The sequence below is a fragment of the Bradyrhizobium tunisiense genome, assembly GCF_042263385.1.
GTDB lineage: Bacteria > Pseudomonadota > Alphaproteobacteria > Rhizobiales > Xanthobacteraceae > Bradyrhizobium > Bradyrhizobium tunisiense.
The window spans coordinates 843,332-859,155 of sequence record NZ_JBHLEV010000001.1; the positions used below are offsets into that span (position 1 = coordinate 843,332).

A 15,824-nucleotide genomic window follows, 5' to 3' on the forward strand; every position below is an offset into this window, starting at 1 on the left:
GGGTCCCGGATCAGCGCTTCGCTTGTCCGGGACGACACTGAGTGTGTCGCCAGAATTTCCCAGAACCCCTTACGTCTGCTCCGCCTTCGCGAAGCGATCATCGAGCGCATAGCCCGCGCCGCGGACGGTGCGGATCGGGTCCTGCTCGCGGCCGAGATTGAGCAGCTTGCGCAGGCGGCCGATATGGACGTCGACGGTGCGCTCGTCGATGTAGATGTCGCGGCCCCAGACGCTGTCGAGCAGCTGCTCGCGCGAGAACACGCGGCCGGGATGCTCCAGGAAGAACTCCAGCAGCCGGTATTCGGTCGGTCCGAGATCGATCGGCCGGCCCGAGCGCGCCACGCGGCGCTTGTCGCGGTCGAGCTCGATGTCGCCATAGGCGAGCACGGTGGCTAGCCGCTCGGGACTGGCGCGCCGCAGGAGGCCCTTCACGCGCGCCAGGAGCTCCGGCACGGAGAACGGCTTCACGATGTAGTCGTCGGCGCCGGTCGCAAGGCCACGTACGCGCTCGCTCTCCTCGCCGCGCGCGGTGAGCATGATGATCGGCAGTTGCTTGGTCTCGGGACGGGTGCGCAGGCGGCGGCACAGCTCGATGCCCGACAGGCCGGGCAGCATCCAGTCGAGCACGATCAGGTCGGGAATGTGCTCCTTGAGGCGGGTGTCGGCGTCGTCGCCGCGCATGACCGTCTCGACGTCATAGCCGTCGCCTTCGAGGTTGTAGCGAAGAAGCTCGGTGAGAGCTTCCTCGTCCTCAACCACCATAATGCGTGCGCCCATGGTGTCGTCGCTCCTTGAGGTCTTCAGCTATTCGGGATCGTCGTGGCGAAGTTGGTCATGTCCCCCTTCGGCCGCTTGTCGGTGATCGCCTGGCCCTCGATCATGTAGAACACGGTCTCGGCGATGTTGGTGGCGTGGTCGCCGATCCGCTCGATGTTCTTGGCGCAGAACATCAGATGGATGCAGAACGAGATGTTGCGCGGATCCTCCATCATGTAGGTGAGGAGCTCGCGGAACAGCGAGGTGCAGATCGCGTCGACTTCCTCGTCGCCCTTCCACACCGCCATCGCCGCCGGCAGATCGTGCGCGGCGTAGGCGTCCAGCACCGACTTGACCTGCTGCTGAACGAGGTCGGTCATGTGCTCCAGGCCGCGGAACAGTTTCAGCGGATGGAAATCCGTCTCCAGCGCGGCGACGCGCTTGCCCATGTTCTTGGCGAGGTCGCCGATGCGCTCGAGGTCGGTCGCAACGCGCATGGCGCCGACGATCTCGCGCAGATCGACCGCCATCGGCTGACGGCGGGCGATGGTGAGCACGGCGCGCTCCTCGATCTTCTTCTGCAGCGCGTCGAGTTCGGTGTCGATGGTGACGACGCGCTGGCCGAGCGCGACGTCGCGGCGGATCAGCGCGTCGACGGATTCGACGATCATGCGCTCGGCGATGCCGCCCATCTCGGCGACCAGTCGGGTGAGCTCCTGGAGGTCGGTGTCGAAAGCCTTTGCGGTATGTTCAGTACCCATGTCCCGTCTCCTCAGCCGAACCGGCCGGTGATGTAATCCTGCGTGCGCCGGTCGGTCGGCGACGTGAAGATCTTGCTGGTGTCGTCGAACTCGATCAGCTCGCCGAGATACATGAAGGCGGTCTTGTCGGAGACGCGCGCCGCCTGCTGCATGTTGTGGGTGACGATTGCGATCGTGTAGTTCTCGGACAGCTCCTGGATCAGCTCCTCGACCTTGGCGGTCGAGATCGGGTCCAGCGCCGAGCAGGGCTCGTCGAACAGGATCACCTCGGGCCGCACCGCGACGGTGCGGGCAATGCACAGGCGCTGCTGCTGGCCGCCGGAGAGCGACAGGCCGGAGGCGTTGAGCTTGTCCTTGACCTCGTTCCACAGCGCGCCGCCGCGCAGCGCCTTCTCGACGCGGCCGTCCATCTCGGACTTCGAGATCTTCTCGTAGAGACGGATGCCGAAGGCGATGTTCTCGTAGATCGTCATCGGGAACGGCGTCGGCTTCTGGAACACCATGCCGACCCGGGCGCGCAGCAGATTGAGGTCGAGCCGGGGGTCGAGGATGTTGGTCTGGTCGAGCATCAGCTGGCCGGTGGCGCGCTGGCCCGGATAGAGATCATACATCCGGTTGAAGATGCGCAGCAGGGTCGACTTGCCGCAACCGGACGGGCCAATGAAGGCCGTGACGCGGTTGGTGCCGAGCGCCAGATTGATGTTCTTCAGCGCGTGGTGCTCGCCGTAGTAGAAGTTGAGGTTGCGCGCGGTGACCTTGGCGGGTGCCTCGGGCAGCGGCTGCGAGCCGGGATGAACGGTCGGCGCGCTCACGGAAACAGACATTTCACTCATTTTGCAGTCCTCTCGGCGCCGATGATGCGCGCGCCAATGTTCAGGGCAAGCACGGTCAGGGTGATCAGCAGCGCGCCGCTCCAGGCGAGCTGCTTCCAATAGGCGTAGGGGCTCTGGACGAAATTGTTGATGGTGACCGGCAGGTTGGCCATCGTCTTGTCCAGGCCGAGGCTGAAGAACTGGTTCGACAGCGCGGTGAACAGCAGCGGCGCGGTCTCGCCGGCGACGCGGGCGGTGGCGAGCAGCACGCCGGTGATGAGGCCCGCGCGTGCCGCGCGATAGGCGATGCGCTTGATCACCAGCGAACGCGGGAGGCCCAATGCGCTGGCGGCTTCGCGCAACGGATTCGGCACCAGCAGCAGCATGTCCTCCGTGGTGCGCACCACGACCGGGATGACGATGACCGCGAGTGCCAGCGCTCCCGCGAGCGCCGAGAAGCCGCGCATCGGCACCACCACCGTGCCATAGATGAACAGGCCGATGATGATCGAGGGCGCCGACAAGAGGATGTCGTTGATGAAGCGGATCACCGAAGTCAGCCTGTCGTTGCGGCCGTACTCGGCAAGATAGGTGCCGGCGAACAGGCCGAGCGGCGCGCCGATGCCGACGCCGAGCACGGTCATGATGATCGAGCCGACGATGGCGTTGCGCAGGCCGCCTTCGGTCGAGCCGGGCGGCGGCGTGTCGGCGGTGAAGACCTGGAGGTTCAGGCCAGCCAGGCCGTTGTAGAGCAGCGTGATCAGGATCAGCGCGAGCCAGGTGACGCCGAAGGCGGCCGCGGCGATGCAGAGCCCGCGGATGACGATGTCCTTGCGGCGGCGGCGCGAATAGATCGGATTGAGGGCCATGACGTCAGTTCCCCGCTTTCTTGTCCAGCCGCATCAGCATCAGCCGCGCTGCGGCCAGCACGAAGAACGTCAACACGAACAGCAACAGGCCGAGCAGGATCAGGCCGGACTGGTGTAGGCCGTCGCTCTCGGCGAACTCGGAGGCGATCGCCGCCGAGATCGTGGTGCCGGGCGCGAAGATCGACGAGGAGATGCGGAACGAATTGCCGATGATGAACGTCACGGCCATGGTCTCGCCGAGCGCGCGGCCCAGCGCCAGCATGACGCCGCCGATGATGCCGACCCGGGTGTAGGGGATCACCACGCTGCGAACGACTTCCCAGGTGGTGCAGCCGACGCCGTAGGCGGCTTCCTTCAGCACCGGCGGCACCGTCTTGAACACGTCGACCGAGATCGAGGTGATGAAGGGCAGCACCATGATGGCGAGGATCAGCGCGGCGTTGAACGTGCTGAGATAGGACGGGGGACCTGCGAAGATCGCCCCGAGGACGGGAACGCCGTCGAAGACGCTGATCATGAAGGGCTGGAAGCTGTTGGCCAGGAACGGGCCCAGCACGAAGAAGCCCCACATGCCGTAGATGATCGAGGGAATTCCGGCGAGCAGCTCGACCGCCATGCCGATCGGCCGGCGCAGCCATTGCGGACAGAGCTCGGTGAGAAAGATCGCAATGCCGAGACCGACCGGAATGGCGATCAGCATCGCGATGAAGGAGGTGACGAGCGTGCCGTACATCGGCCCGAGCGCGCCGAGCACGGGCGGATCGGCCGACGGCGCCCAGCGCTGCGTCCACAGGAACGACACGCCGTATTCCTTCATCGCCGGGAACGCCCCGACGACCAGCGAAATGATGATGCCGCCGAGGATCAACAGCACCGAGATCGCGCTCAGCCGCGTGATCCAGTAGAAAGTGACGTCGCCGAGCTTGAACGCGCTCAAGGCCTTGGCGCGGTCATACGGTCCGGCATCGTCGATTACATCGCTCTGAACGGCCATCTCTGCCACGCCGATCCCCTGTGCCCGTTTTATATACGCTTGCTGTCGGTCTTGTTGCTGGTCTTGCGCCCCGGATGCGACGCGATGCAGATCCGGAGCGCAGGTCTCTTAGGGTCCCGGGCCGTGCCCGGGACAAGAGCGCGTTAGCTCTTGATCTCGGCAGCCCAGGTCTTCTCGATCTGCTTCACGACCGTGTCGGGCATCGGGATGTAGTCCAGCTCTTCGGCCATCTTGTCGCCCTTCTCGAAGGCCCACTTGAAGAACTTGATGGCCTCCTGGGACGCCGCCTTGTCGGTCGCATCCTTGTGCATCAGGATGAAGGTCGCGCCGGTAATCGGCCACGATGCTTCGCCCGGCTGGTCGGTCAGGATCACATAGTAGTTCTTGGATCCAGCCCAATCAGCGTTGGCAGCCGCAGCCTGGAAGGCCCCGACGGTCGGCTGCACGGTCTTGCCAGCCTTGTTGATCATTGCGCCGTAGGTCAGCTTGTTCTGCTTGGCATAGGCATACTCGACGTAACCGATCGAGTTCTTGGTCTGGCTGACATTGCCTGCGACGCCTTCATTGCCTTTGGCGCCAACACCCGTCGGCCACTCGACCGCAGTACCGGCACCGGCCTTCGTCTTCCACTCGGCATTGGATTTCGAAAGAAAATCGGTCCAGATGAACGTCGTGCCGGAGCCGTCCGACCGGCGCACGACGGTGATGGCATCCGAGGGGAGCTTCACATTGGGATTGAGCTTGGCGATCGCCGGGTCATTCCACGTCTTGACCTTGCCCAGGTAGATGTCGCCCAGCAGCTCGCCGGAGAAGACCAGCTCGCCCGGCTTGATTCCCTCGAGATTCAGGACGGGCACCAATGCACCCATCGCCTGCGGCCATTGAATCATGCCGTCCTTCTCGAGTTGCTCAGGCTTGAGGGGCATATCGCTGGCGCCGAAGGTCACGGTCTTGGCCTGGATCTGCTTGATGCCGCCGCCTGAGCCAATCGACTGGTAGTTCAGACCATTGCCGGTCTCTTTCTTGTAGGCGTCAGCCCATTTGGAATAGAGCGGGAACGGGAACGTCGCACCTGCACCGGTGATGTCGGCGGCAAAGGCCGCCGTCGCCGACGCGGCGACCAAGCCGGCTGCAACGATCGTTTTGAGGAAATTCATGCTGGTCTCCATACAGGGGAGCGAAGCGCCATCCGCGCCCGATCGCGCTCCCCACGCCGCCCCCTTTAGGAGCGGTCGGCTGTGCTTTTACGAAGGTTTCGTGACAGTCGGATGACAGGATCAAGCAGTTGATATCGCTTGATTTTCAGACCTGCGCCGGAGGCTTCGGTTGGGGAAAACAGGCGCTGAAAGTGGCGCCCTGCCGGGGCACGCTCTCGATCAAAAGCCGGCCGCGGTGACGGTTAAGAATATGTTTCACCAGCGATAATCCGAGCCCGGTCCCGCCTTGCGAGCGACTGTCGCCGATATCGACCCGGTAGAACCGCTCGGTCAGCCGCGGCAGGTGCTCGGGCGCGATGCCGGGGCCGAAATCGCGAACCAGGATCCGGATTTCCTGAGTTCCGTCAGCGGCCGCGCCCGAGGTCAGCGACACGATGACGCGTCCGCCGGAGGCGCCGTATTTGAGGGCGTTCTCGATCAAATTCTCGAACAGGCGGAGCAGCTCCTCGCGGTCACCCGCGATCATCACCGGGCTATCGGGCAAATGGATCTCGACCTCGACCTGCCGCTCGCGCGCCAGCGGCTCGAGCCCGTCGGCGACCTGACGGATGATCGGCAGCAGGTCGACCAGGGTGTCGGGCCGGACGTGAGCCGACAGCTCGACCCGCGACAGCGACAATAGATCGTCGATCAGGCGGGCCATCCGGGTGGCCTGGTTGTGCATGATGCCGAGGAAGCGCTCGCGCGCCTTGGGATCGTCCTTGGCCTGGCCCTGGAGGGTGTCGATGAAGCCCGACAGCGCAGCGAGCGGCGTGCGCAGCTCGTGGCTGGCATTGGCGACGAAGTCGGCACGCATCTCCTCGACCCGGCGCAGCGGCGTCTGGTCGTGAAAGGTCATCAGCATGCATTTGTCGGCGCCGCCGAAGCTGGTCGGCACCGGCACCGGCGTGATCATGAGCTCCATCCAGCGATCCACCGGGACGTGATCGAGATAGGTCGCGCGCCGCGGCTCGGTGGTCGCGATCGCTTCGCGCAGCGCGGTGATGATCTCCGGCGAGCGCAGCGCGAACTGGGCGAGCTCGTTCCGGCGCAGCGCCGGCGCGAGCTGGGCGGCCGCGGCATTGAGGTGGATGACGCGGCCGGCGCGGTCGAGCAGGACCGCCGGATCCGGCATGCCGGCGACGACCGCAGCCACCGCCGCGCTCTCGACCGGGTTGGTGCGCCTGACGTCGTCGCGCGAAGCTGCAGGATCATGCAGACGCCACGGGATCAGTGCAGCGGCGGCGATGCAGAGGAACACGATCGCGGCGTGCAGTGCCGTCAATTCGCCGAGGGAGACGACGACGGACAGCGCCAGCGCCGCAGCGATCAGGATGATGGTCGAGTGCCGGAGCCGGTCGGACCAGGGCCGGGCGGAGGGAGAAGATGGGGCGTCGATCGCCATCGGGGCGGACTTCTCCTGGAGGCTGGTCCCAAAGCTTGGCGCCGTCAGGCACCGCCGTCGCTGCGCTCTCTCACATAGGCGGCTTCACGCGCCGGACCGGGGTCGAGCTTGAGCGCCGCCTGCTGCAGGCGCTTCGATCGTGCGCCGATCATAACTTCGCGAAACGTCAGCAAGATTACAGATAGGATGAAGGGGGCCAGATAATAGAGGACGCGGAACAGCAGCATGCCGCCCAGAAGCTCCTCGCGGTCCATCTGCCAGAGGCCGACCAGCATGGCGGCGTCGAACACCCCGAGCCCGCCGGGCGAATGGCTGGCGAACCCGAGCAGCGTCGCCGAGACGAAGATCACCGCGACCACGACGAAGCCGAGATTGGGCTCGTCCGGGACCAGGACATACATCGCGAGCGCGCAGAAGCCGAGATCGATGATGCCGATCGCGATCTGGAGCAGCGTCAGGGGGCCGCCCGGCAGCACCACGGTCCAGGGCCCGCGGCCGACCACGCGCGGCCGGGTCCAGACCCAGACCACATAGCCGATCAGCCCCACGATGATCGTCAGCGCCAGCGTCCGGTTCAGCCACGGCGGAAGCTGGTCGATCGAGGCCGCGGCCTCTGGATGATAGGCGATGCCGAGGCCGAGCACGGCGGCGTTGCCGAGCCAGAAGGTCAGGCCGGCGAGGAAGCAGATCTTTGCGACGTCGATCGCATTCAGCCCGTAGGCCGAATAGATGCGGTAGCGCACCGCCCCGCCGGTGAAGACCGATGCACCGACATTGTGGCCGATCGAATAGCTGGTGAAGGCCGCGAGCGCGTTGATGCGGTAGGGCACATGGGCGTGGCCGATCGCGCGCGTGGCGAACAGGTCGTAGAAGGTCAGGGTGAAATAGCCCGCGGCGACGAACAGCGCCGCCATCGCGATCTGGCTCGGCTCGGTGCTCTTGATCGCTTCGAGGACCTCGTTGAAATCGATGCCTCGCAGCATGTGGTACAGCACATAGCAAGCGATGCCGATGACCGCGACGCTGATCACAACTCCAAGCTTATGCAGGATTTGCTTCTGGCGCAGAAACGTCGTCGCCCTGCGTATGGCTTCCAGCATCTAGACCTCGAACAACGCTTCAGCGACCAGGGTGGCCGGCGAACGGGCGGACGACGCACGGGCACTCAACGAACCTTCGCCGCCGGCTCCGGCATCGCGCATGCCCCCTGCCCCTCCACTAGCGCGTTTTCGGGCCGAGTGGAATTCGCCAATTCGAACAAAAACACGTGCATTCAATATTTTAGGCAGGGTTGCGGGCTCCTGATGCACGGTTTGGCGCCTTCGACGGCAGGACTTAAGTCGAATCTCCATGGCAATCCTGCGCAAGCGCCATGAAGGTTTGATGATTTCCGCCTTACAATGTTCCGTCACGCCTTAAGCCGACGTCAATCTATGGACGGCGTCTGCCTGTTGAAAGAGGGTGGCGACCCAGGCGTTGTTCACGGATATTCCGATGCGCCCGAAGGTCGCGGGGCGCTGACCAGCAGGGCAGCAGCGGCCAGACCGCCGCGCCGGCCTCCACCGGCCCGATCCCCGTGGGCTCAAGACTCAGGCCACCGGCATGCTGCGCGACACCACCCGATCCCGCAGCCAGGCGCCGATGGTGCAGCCGACCAGATAGCAGGCGAACATGATCAGGCCGAGGTCGAGCCAGTAGCCGAAGCGGCCAGGGACGACACGGGCGAACGAGGCCGCGACCAGGGCGGCGGCAAGCGCGGCGAGCCAGCGCGCCGTCACCTTCGAGGTGCCGTTGCCGCGCTGGACCACGGAGATCCAGCCCATGCAAAAGCCCAGCAACAGCGAGCCGATCAGCCAGCCCAGATGAAACGAGACGAGATAGGGCATCGTCACCTCACCAGAAATTCGATGCGGCGGTTCTTCGCCTTGCCGTCGTCGGTGTCGTTGCCGGCGACGGGCTGCGTGCTGCCATGGCCGACCGCGGTGAAGCGGCCGGGGGGCAGGCCGGCCTTGACCAGATAGTCGATCACCGCCTGCGCGCGCTTCTCTGAAAGAGCCTGGTTGAAGACGTCCTCGCCGTCGGCGTCGGTATGCCCGGCAACCTCGATATTGGTGGTGGGGCAGCGCAGCGCCGTCTCGATCAGATGATCGAGGATGGCGGCGGAGTCCGGATCGATTTCGGCGCGCTTGGCGGCGAAGCGGATCTTGCCCTTGGCCAGGAGGTCCGTGAACAATTGCTGGCACACGGTGCCGTCGACCGGCCCTGCGGCGGGCTTCACGGTGATCTCCGGCTTGTACTGCCAGTTCTTCGGGAAGTCCTTGCCGAGGCCTGCGCGGATGTCGTTGGCGGCCCCCTCGTAGAGCGCATCGCCCGACAGCTTCACTTCGCGGTCGGAGACGACGAGCGTGCCGGTCGACAGCCGCGACAGCGCGCCGAGCGCTGCGACCACGGCCGTGTTGAAGGTGCCGGGCGCGCCGATGCTGGCCTTGAGATTGTCGACGACCTTTTCGGTGAAGAATTTTCGCGAGGCGCTGGTTGCGATCGCCGCATGCACGTTGTTGTCCGGAACGTAGCCGGTCAGCGTCACCGTCGCGGCAACCGGATCCTTGTACGCCTGGAAGATATAGGGCGGCGCCTTGACGTCGTTGGCGGCGACCGAAAAGCCCTCGGGCAGGTTCTTCAGCGCGGCAGCGATCGCTTCGCGGCCGCCGAGCTCGCGTGCCATGCCCGACAGATTGACCTGGGTGTCCATGATCGTGATCTTGCCGTCCTTCAGCTTGCCGATCTGGTCCAGCAGCAGCGTGGCGGCGGCTTCGAACCGCGGCGGCGCACCGCGCGCCAGCCCCATCTGGTCTGCCACCTCGGCGCCGCCAACCTCCTTGCGGGCCGCCTCGGTCAGCCGGCCCTTCATCGAGGGCAAGGGCGCGGAGCCGGACAGCGTCACCCGCACCACGTCGCGCTCGGCGCTCCAGACGAAGGGTTTGGCCTCGGGAACAAGGCGGGTCCGGTCGTCGACCAGGCGCACGCCGGGCACGGTCTCGACCGCCGTCACGGCGTCGCGGCGCCCCTCCTCCGAGAAGGCTTCCGCGGCCAGGCCGACGTCCCGGCCGTCGACCGCGATCCGGGTCTTGTCCAGGACGGTCCCCTTGAGCGCGGCCGTGCTGCGGGCCGAAAGGTCGGCTTCGACCGGTAAAGTGTTATTCCAGCCCGCAAATCCCCACATGATGGCCAGGGGAATCAGCCCTGGCCACCATTTGCTGGCCCACCTGAAAAGCTTCTGCATTCGACGACCCGAACTCTGGAACCGGAGACAAAACAAACCCTTGGCAGGCTGTCAAACCGGAAATGGCGCCCTTCCGAAGGCACCGCCTGGACAATCGGAATAACTTTTTCTTCAAGGGTTCTTCCGTAAGTTGAAAGCGGAATGCGAGAGTCCGCCAGCCGGTCATGAAACAACTGCGTAACAACGTCATCCGCGCCGGGCTGGAAGCACTCTATTTCAGCGGCGCACACCATCTGCTGCGCCCGCTCTTGTCGGGCGTCGGCGCCATTTTCATGCTGCACCACGTTCGGCCGGCCCGCGAGGCCGCGTTCCAGCCGAACCGGCATCTCGAAGTCACCCCCGAATTCCTGCGCGAGACGCTGTGCCATTTGCGCTCGCGCGACATCGACATCGTCAGCATGGACGAGCTGCATGAGCGGCTGGTGCAGGGCCGGTTCGACCGCCGCTTCGCGGCCTTCACCTTCGACGACGGCTATCGCGACAATCTGGATCATGCCCTGCCCGTGCTGCGCGAATTCGACGCGCCCCTCGCTGTCTATGTCGCGAGCGACTTTGCGGAGGGTACCGGACGACTGTGGTGGGCGGCGCTGGAGGCTGTGATCGCCAAGGCCGAGCAGGTCGACGTCAGAATCGGTCATTCCGCGTTGCGGCTCGATGCGACGACGCCTGCGGCCAAGCAGGCAACATTCGACCGCCTGCACGACTGGCTGCGCGCGCTGCCGGGCGAGCACGACCTCAAGCGGGAGATCGAGGCGCTCTGCACGACGCACGACGTCGACATGGCCGCGCTGTGCCGCAGCCTCTGCCTGTCCTGGAACGAGGTGAAGACATTCGCCGCCGATCCGCTGGTCACGATCGGCGCCCACAGCGTCAGCCATTGCAACCTCGCCAAGGCGGCGGAAGACATCGCCGCGCAGGAATTGGCCACGAGCCGCGCGCGGATCGAGCAGGCGCTGGAGCGCCCCGTGTTGCATCTCGCCTATCCCTATGGCGACCGCGAGGCGGCGGGGGCGCGCGAATTCGGCCTTGCTGCAACGGCCGGGTTCAAGACCGCGGTGACCACGCGGCCCGGCATGCTGTTCGCCGAGAATGCCGGCCAGATGACGGCGCTGCCGCGCGTCTCGCTCAACGGCAATTACCAGGACGCGCGAATCCTGCCGGTGTTGACCTCGGGCGCCGCGACCGCGATGTGGAACGGCTTCCGCCGGATCGCGGCGGCATAGGCGCGCTCCAATCCCGCTGTCGTCCCTGCGAAAGCAGGGACCCGTACCGCGGAATTTATCGATCTCGGTTGGTAGCAGTCCCGATCGACGAATCTTCGCCAAACTACTCCCTGGGGTTATGGGTCCCCGCGTGCGCGGGGATGACATCGAGTGAGTCGAAGCGCCGTCGCGCCACGTTCCCCATCCCCTGCCCCTTCCTTGACTCCCCTCGCCTCCCCGCCCAAAACAGCGCCAACCAAGGGAGGCCCCATGTTCAACGACCTGTTTTCGCTCAAAGGCCGCGTCGCGCTGGTGACCGGCGGCTCGCGCGGCATCGGCAAGATGATTGCGGCGGGATTTCTCAGCGCCGGCGCCGCAAAGGTCTACATCACCGCGCGCAAGGCCGGACCGTGCGAGGCGACCGCCAAGGAGCTCAGCGCGCAATATGACGGCGAATGCATCGCGCTGCCGATCGACATCTCCACCGTCGAAGGTTGCGACAGGCTCGCCTCCGAAATCATCAAGCTGGAGCCGAAGCTCGACATCCTCGTCAACAATGCCGGAGCTGCCTGGGGCGCGGAGTTCGACGAGTTCCCCGAAAGCGGCTGGGACAAGGTGATGGACCTCAACGTCAAGTCGCTGTTCTTCCTGACCAAGGCCCTGGCGAAGCCGCTGCGCGCGGCCGCAAGCGCAGAACGTCCGGCGAAGGTGATCAACATCGCCTCGGTCGACGGCATCTTCGTCAATCCGGGCGAGACCTATTCCTACGCCGCCAGCAAGGCCGCCGTAATCCATCTGACGCGGCGCATGGCGACCAAGCTGATCAAGGACAACATCAACGTCACCGCGATCGCGCCGGGCGCGTTCAAGTCCGACATGAACCGGGCCGCGCGCGACCATTCGGACGAGGTCGCAAAGCGCATCCCGTCGCGGCGGATCGGAAGCGACGAGGACATGGCAGGGGTGGCGATCTATCTCGCCTCGCGTGCGGGCGATTACGTGGTCGGCAACACCATCGCCGTCGACGGCGGCGTGGTGTACGCGAATGCGGGGCTGGAGATCGCGGGGTAGAGGGCGGGGCTTGGCAAAGGCCACACCTCACACTCCGCTGTCATGCCCCGCGAAGGCGGGGCATCCAGTACGCCGCGGCCTACCGGGCTGAATTACGACTGTCTCTGGAATACTGGATCACCCGCTTTCGCGGGTGATGACACCGTTTGTGCGGCAAAAGCGTCTGCCCCTGACGCTTACGACTCGATCTTCACGTATTCGAAATCGCCGGGCTTGTTGTCGATGCCGACTTTCGGCGGCGAGATCCAGGAGGCGAACTTGCCGGTCTCGGTGACGGGCTGCATCAGGGAGGTAATGAAGTCCCCGTCGGCAGTCGAGGGCAGCCACTCGTCCTTGCGCTTGGCCCAGGTGGCATCGTCGATCAAAATGCCGTCCGGCGTCGCATGCACGTCCTTGAACTCGCCGATGTGGCGGTGGAAGGCGACGTTGGGCAAGGTCAGCTTGAAGTCGTAGCCGGCAGTCGAGATCACCTTGTTCCAGCGCAGCATGCCCTTGACGCAATCCTGGCTGTAATCGTCGCGCAGGCGCATGTTGAGGGCGGTCAGCGCCGGCTCGTCCACCAGCTTGATCTCGCCGTTGATGAACTTCAGCACCGGATAGGTGGCGTTCTTGAGCTGGTGATCGTCCTCGATCTGGGTCTCGTGATAGCGGCCCTTGATGCCGGCGTTGAAGGCGTTCGCCGCGTTGGTCGAAACCTCCGAACCAAAGAGATCAAGCGACAGCGTGTAGTGCAGATTCAGCTTCTTCTGGATGGTGGGCAGGTCGATCACCCCGAGCGCGCGGACCTTGGCGATGTCGGTGGGGTCGGTGATGCCGGCCTCGCGCATCGCATCGCAGGTGCGCTGCACGACGCGGGTGATGCCAGTCTCGCCGACGAACATGTGGTGCGCTTCTTCCGTCAGCATGAAGCGGCAGGTGCGCGACAGCGGATCGAAGCCGGACTGCGCCAGCGAGTGCAATTGCATCTTGCCGTCGCGGTCGGTGAAGTAGGTGAACATGAAGAAGGACAGCCAGTCCGGCGTCGCCTCGTTGAAGGCGCCGAGCATGCGCGGTGCGTCGGCATCACCGGAGCGGCGGCGCAGCAGATCGTCGGCCTCCTCGCGGCCGTCGCGGCCGAAGTACTTCTGGAGCAGATAGACCATCGCCCAGAGGTGGCGGCCTTCCTCGACATTGACCTGGAACAGATTGCGCATGTCGTAGAGCGAGGGCGCGGTCTTGCCGAGATGGCGCTGCTGCTCGACCGAGGCCGGCTCGGTGTCGCCCTGGATCACGATCAGGCGGCGCAGCATGGCGCGATGCTCGCCCGGGACTTCCTGCCAGGCCGGCTCGCCATAATGCTCGCCGAACGGCACCACGCGATTTTCTTCCTGCGGCGCAAGGAGAATACCCCAGCGATAGTCGGGCATGCGGACATAGTCGAACTTGGCCCAGCCGCGGGGATCGACCGAATACGCCGTGCGCAGATACACCAGCGATTCCTGGAAGCCTTCCGGCCCCATGTCGCTCCACCAATCCATGTAGCCGGGATGCCAACCCTCGAGTGCCTTCAGCACCTGGCGGTCCTCTGCGAGATTCACGTTGTTGGGAATCTTGGTCGAGTAGTCGACGTTCATGATGTTCATGTTCATGGCCGTGCTCCTTGCGATCTCTTTCCGTCATGCCCGGCCTTGTGCCGGGCATCCACGTTCTTGCTTGGTCGCGCCAGGGACGTGGATGGCCGGGACAAGCCCGGCCATGACGCAGTGAATGTCGTTACACCCGCGTCATATCGAATTTCGGCTTCTGGCCGCTGCCGTAGCGGCGCAGCGCGCCTTCCTCGCCGACCGCGTTGGGACGCTGGAAGATCCAGTTCTGCCAGGCGGTGAGGCGCGCGAAGATCTTTGATTCCATCGTCTCGGGGCCGACGAAGCGCAGGCTCGCCTCCATGCCGGTGAGGCTGTCGGGCGAGAAGCTGGCGCGCTCCTCGAGAAACACACGGACCTCATCGTCCCAGTCGATGTCGTCGAGCGCGAAGGTGACGAGGCCGAGCTCTTCGGCCTGTTCGGCATCGAGCGAGGTCCCGAGCGTGGCTTCCGCCCGCTCGATGTCGGCCGGATCGGCCTGGAAGCGCGACTGAAGCCGCGTCAGGCCATGGCTCATCGGGTAGGGGCCGAAGTTCATGGCGGAGAGTTCGATCGACGGGGGCGGACGGTTGTCGCCCTGGCGCGTGCCGATCAGCATGTAGGAGCGGTCGGCGGCGAAGACGAGCTCGGCGAGCGTGCCGGCAAAGCAGGAGCCGGGCTCGACCAGCGTCACCAGCGTGCGCGAGGTGACGTCGATGCGCTTGAGCACGCGCTTCCAGTAGTGGCGGATCTCATTGACCAGCCAGTGCGCCTTGTTGGCTTCGAGGAAGGCATCGCAGGCCAGCACATGAGCGCGATCGCCATGACTCTTGAACACCAGCATGGCAATCTCGAGCTCGTTGATGCGCAAGTGCAGGATGGCGTCGTCGATCTCGCGCGCGACCTGGAGCGGCCAGAACGAAGCCCCCTGCGCCATCATGCCGTCGATGTCGGCGGGCGGCGCGGTCTCCGGCGCCTTGATCGAGATCGTGGCGATGCGGGCCGTGCGATCGATGTCGACGGTGACGAAGCCGTAGTGGATGCTGGTCTGGTCGATCAGGCGCTTGAGCGGCGTCAGCGCGATGCCCTTGCCGCTGCCCTTGCGCTGCGATTGATCCGCGAATTCCCTAGCGCGCTCGGCGATCCTGGCCTCGAGCTTCGAGTTCGGCGCGATCTCGTCGACGAGGCGCCATTGCACGGCGCGCTTGCCCTTCACGCCCTCCTCGATGGTGCAGAAGAAATCGGCGTGGTCGCGGCGCACCTTGCGCTTGTCGACGACGCGCGTGAGTCCACCGGTGCCCGGCAGCACCGCGAGCAGCGGCACCTCGGGCAGCGCGACGGCGGAGGAGCCGTCGTCGGCGAGAATGATATGGTCGGTCGCAAGCGCCAGCTCGTAGCCCCCGCCAGCGGCGGAGCCGTTTACGACGGTGATGAAGCGCTGGCCGGAATTCTCCGAGGAGTCTTCCATGCCGTTGCGGGTCTCGTTGGTGAATTTGCAGAAATTGACCTTGTGGGCGTGCGTTGAGCCCGCGAGCATGCGGATGTTGGCGCCGGCGCAGAACACGCGGTTCTTGGCCGAGCGCATCACCACGACCTTCACCTCCGGATGCTCGAAGCGCAGCCGCTGGACCGCGTCGGCAAGCTCGATGTCGACGCCGAGATCATAGGAATTGAGCTTGAGCAGATAACCTTCGAACAGGCCGCCGTTCTCGTCGACGTCCATGGTCAGCGTCGCGACGTCGCCCTCGACCGCCAGCTTCCAGTGCTTGTAGCGGGACGGTTCGGTCTGGAAATCGATGAATGTCGCGCCGCCTGCGAGGCGCCGATCTTCCCCGGCCATGGGTCATCCCTGAGCTTGATTATTGCATTTCGCC

The 15,824-nt window shown here is 65.1% G+C and carries 14 protein-coding genes; 2 read left to right on the forward strand and 12 right to left on the reverse strand.

All coding sequences use genetic code 11. The features are described 5' to 3' along the window. Positions 1 to 69 precede the first annotated feature (69 nt). From phoB to ACFDR6_RS04090, 10 genes are all read right to left on the reverse strand, one after another. Positions 70 to 777, reverse strand: coding sequence for a phosphate regulon transcriptional regulator PhoB (gene phoB, locus ACFDR6_RS04045; RefSeq protein ID WP_008143479.1), 708 nt, complete (start codon positions 775 to 777; stop codon positions 70 to 72). A gap of 23 nt (positions 778 to 800) precedes the next feature. After that, a complete protein-coding gene (gene phoU / locus ACFDR6_RS04050; protein WP_212084098.1) occupies positions 801 to 1,517 on the reverse strand; it encodes a phosphate signaling complex protein PhoU in 717 nt (238 codons plus the stop codon). 11 nt (positions 1,518 to 1,528) lie between these two features. Next, a complete protein-coding gene (pstB, locus tag ACFDR6_RS04055; protein ID WP_212084096.1) occupies positions 1,529 to 2,350 on the reverse strand; it encodes a phosphate ABC transporter ATP-binding protein PstB in 822 nt (273 codons plus the stop codon). Then, complete coding sequence (gene pstA / locus ACFDR6_RS04060; RefSeq protein WP_375857481.1) at positions 2,347 to 3,198, reverse strand: phosphate ABC transporter permease PstA; 852 nt, start codon at positions 3,196 to 3,198, stop codon at positions 2,347 to 2,349. Before pstA ends, pstB begins: the two co-directional genes overlap by 4 nt. 4 nt (positions 3,199 to 3,202) lie before the next feature. Beyond that, positions 3,203 to 4,192, reverse strand: coding sequence for a phosphate ABC transporter permease subunit PstC (pstC, locus tag ACFDR6_RS04065; RefSeq protein WP_317244028.1), 990 nt, complete (start codon positions 4,190 to 4,192; stop codon positions 3,203 to 3,205). A gap of 143 nt (positions 4,193 to 4,335) precedes the next feature. After that, the gene (gene pstS / locus ACFDR6_RS04070) at positions 4,336 to 5,349 is read right to left on the reverse strand and encodes a phosphate ABC transporter substrate-binding protein PstS (protein ID WP_317241466.1); all 1,014 of its coding nucleotides are present in this window, start codon (positions 5,347 to 5,349) and stop codon (positions 4,336 to 4,338) included. A 145-nt stretch (positions 5,350 to 5,494) separates the two neighbouring features. Continuing rightward, positions 5,495 to 6,793, reverse strand: a complete 1,299-nt coding sequence (locus ACFDR6_RS04075; protein ID WP_375857482.1) for an ATP-binding protein — start codon at positions 6,791 to 6,793, stop codon at positions 5,495 to 5,497. A 44-nt stretch (positions 6,794 to 6,837) separates the two neighbouring features. Continuing rightward, positions 6,838 to 7,893: a lysylphosphatidylglycerol synthase domain-containing protein gene (locus ACFDR6_RS04080; protein WP_212084088.1), complete on the reverse strand. Its 1,056-nt coding sequence runs from the start codon at positions 7,891 to 7,893 to the stop codon at positions 6,838 to 6,840. Positions 7,894 to 8,382: 489 nt separating this feature from the next. Next, a complete protein-coding gene (locus ACFDR6_RS04085) occupies positions 8,383 to 8,679 on the reverse strand; it encodes a hypothetical protein (RefSeq protein WP_212084086.1) in 297 nt (98 codons plus the stop codon). A gap of 2 nt (positions 8,680 to 8,681) precedes the next feature. After that, complete coding sequence (locus ACFDR6_RS04090; RefSeq protein ID WP_375857483.1) at positions 8,682 to 10,076, reverse strand: OmpA family protein; 1,395 nt, start codon at positions 10,074 to 10,076, stop codon at positions 8,682 to 8,684. Positions 10,077 to 10,240: 164 nt separating this feature from the next. Here ACFDR6_RS04090 and ACFDR6_RS04095 point away from each other — a divergent pair, with 164 nt between their 5' ends. Both ACFDR6_RS04095 and ACFDR6_RS04100 read left to right on the forward strand, forming a co-directional pair. After that, a complete protein-coding gene (locus ACFDR6_RS04095) occupies positions 10,241 to 11,299 on the forward strand; it encodes a polysaccharide deacetylase family protein (RefSeq protein ID WP_317241469.1) in 1,059 nt (352 codons plus the stop codon). A 249-nt stretch (positions 11,300 to 11,548) separates the two neighbouring features. After that, positions 11,549 to 12,349: an SDR family NAD(P)-dependent oxidoreductase gene (locus tag ACFDR6_RS04100; RefSeq protein WP_317241470.1), complete on the forward strand. Its 801-nt coding sequence runs from the start codon at positions 11,549 to 11,551 to the stop codon at positions 12,347 to 12,349. A gap of 176 nt (positions 12,350 to 12,525) precedes the next feature. On the opposite strand, the gene boxB is transcribed toward ACFDR6_RS04100, so the two are convergent. Then, positions 12,526 to 13,977 carry a benzoyl-CoA 2,3-epoxidase subunit BoxB gene (boxB, locus tag ACFDR6_RS04105; RefSeq protein WP_025575561.1) on the reverse strand — a complete coding sequence of 484 codons (1,452 nt, stop codon included), beginning with the start codon at positions 13,975 to 13,977 and terminating at the stop codon, positions 12,526 to 12,528. Positions 13,978 to 14,101: 124 nt separating this feature from the next. Further along, the gene (gene boxC, locus ACFDR6_RS04110; protein ID WP_375857484.1) at positions 14,102 to 15,790 is read right to left on the reverse strand and encodes a 2,3-epoxybenzoyl-CoA dihydrolase; all 1,689 of its coding nucleotides are present in this window, start codon (positions 15,788 to 15,790) and stop codon (positions 14,102 to 14,104) included. Positions 15,791 to 15,824 lie beyond the last annotated feature (34 nt).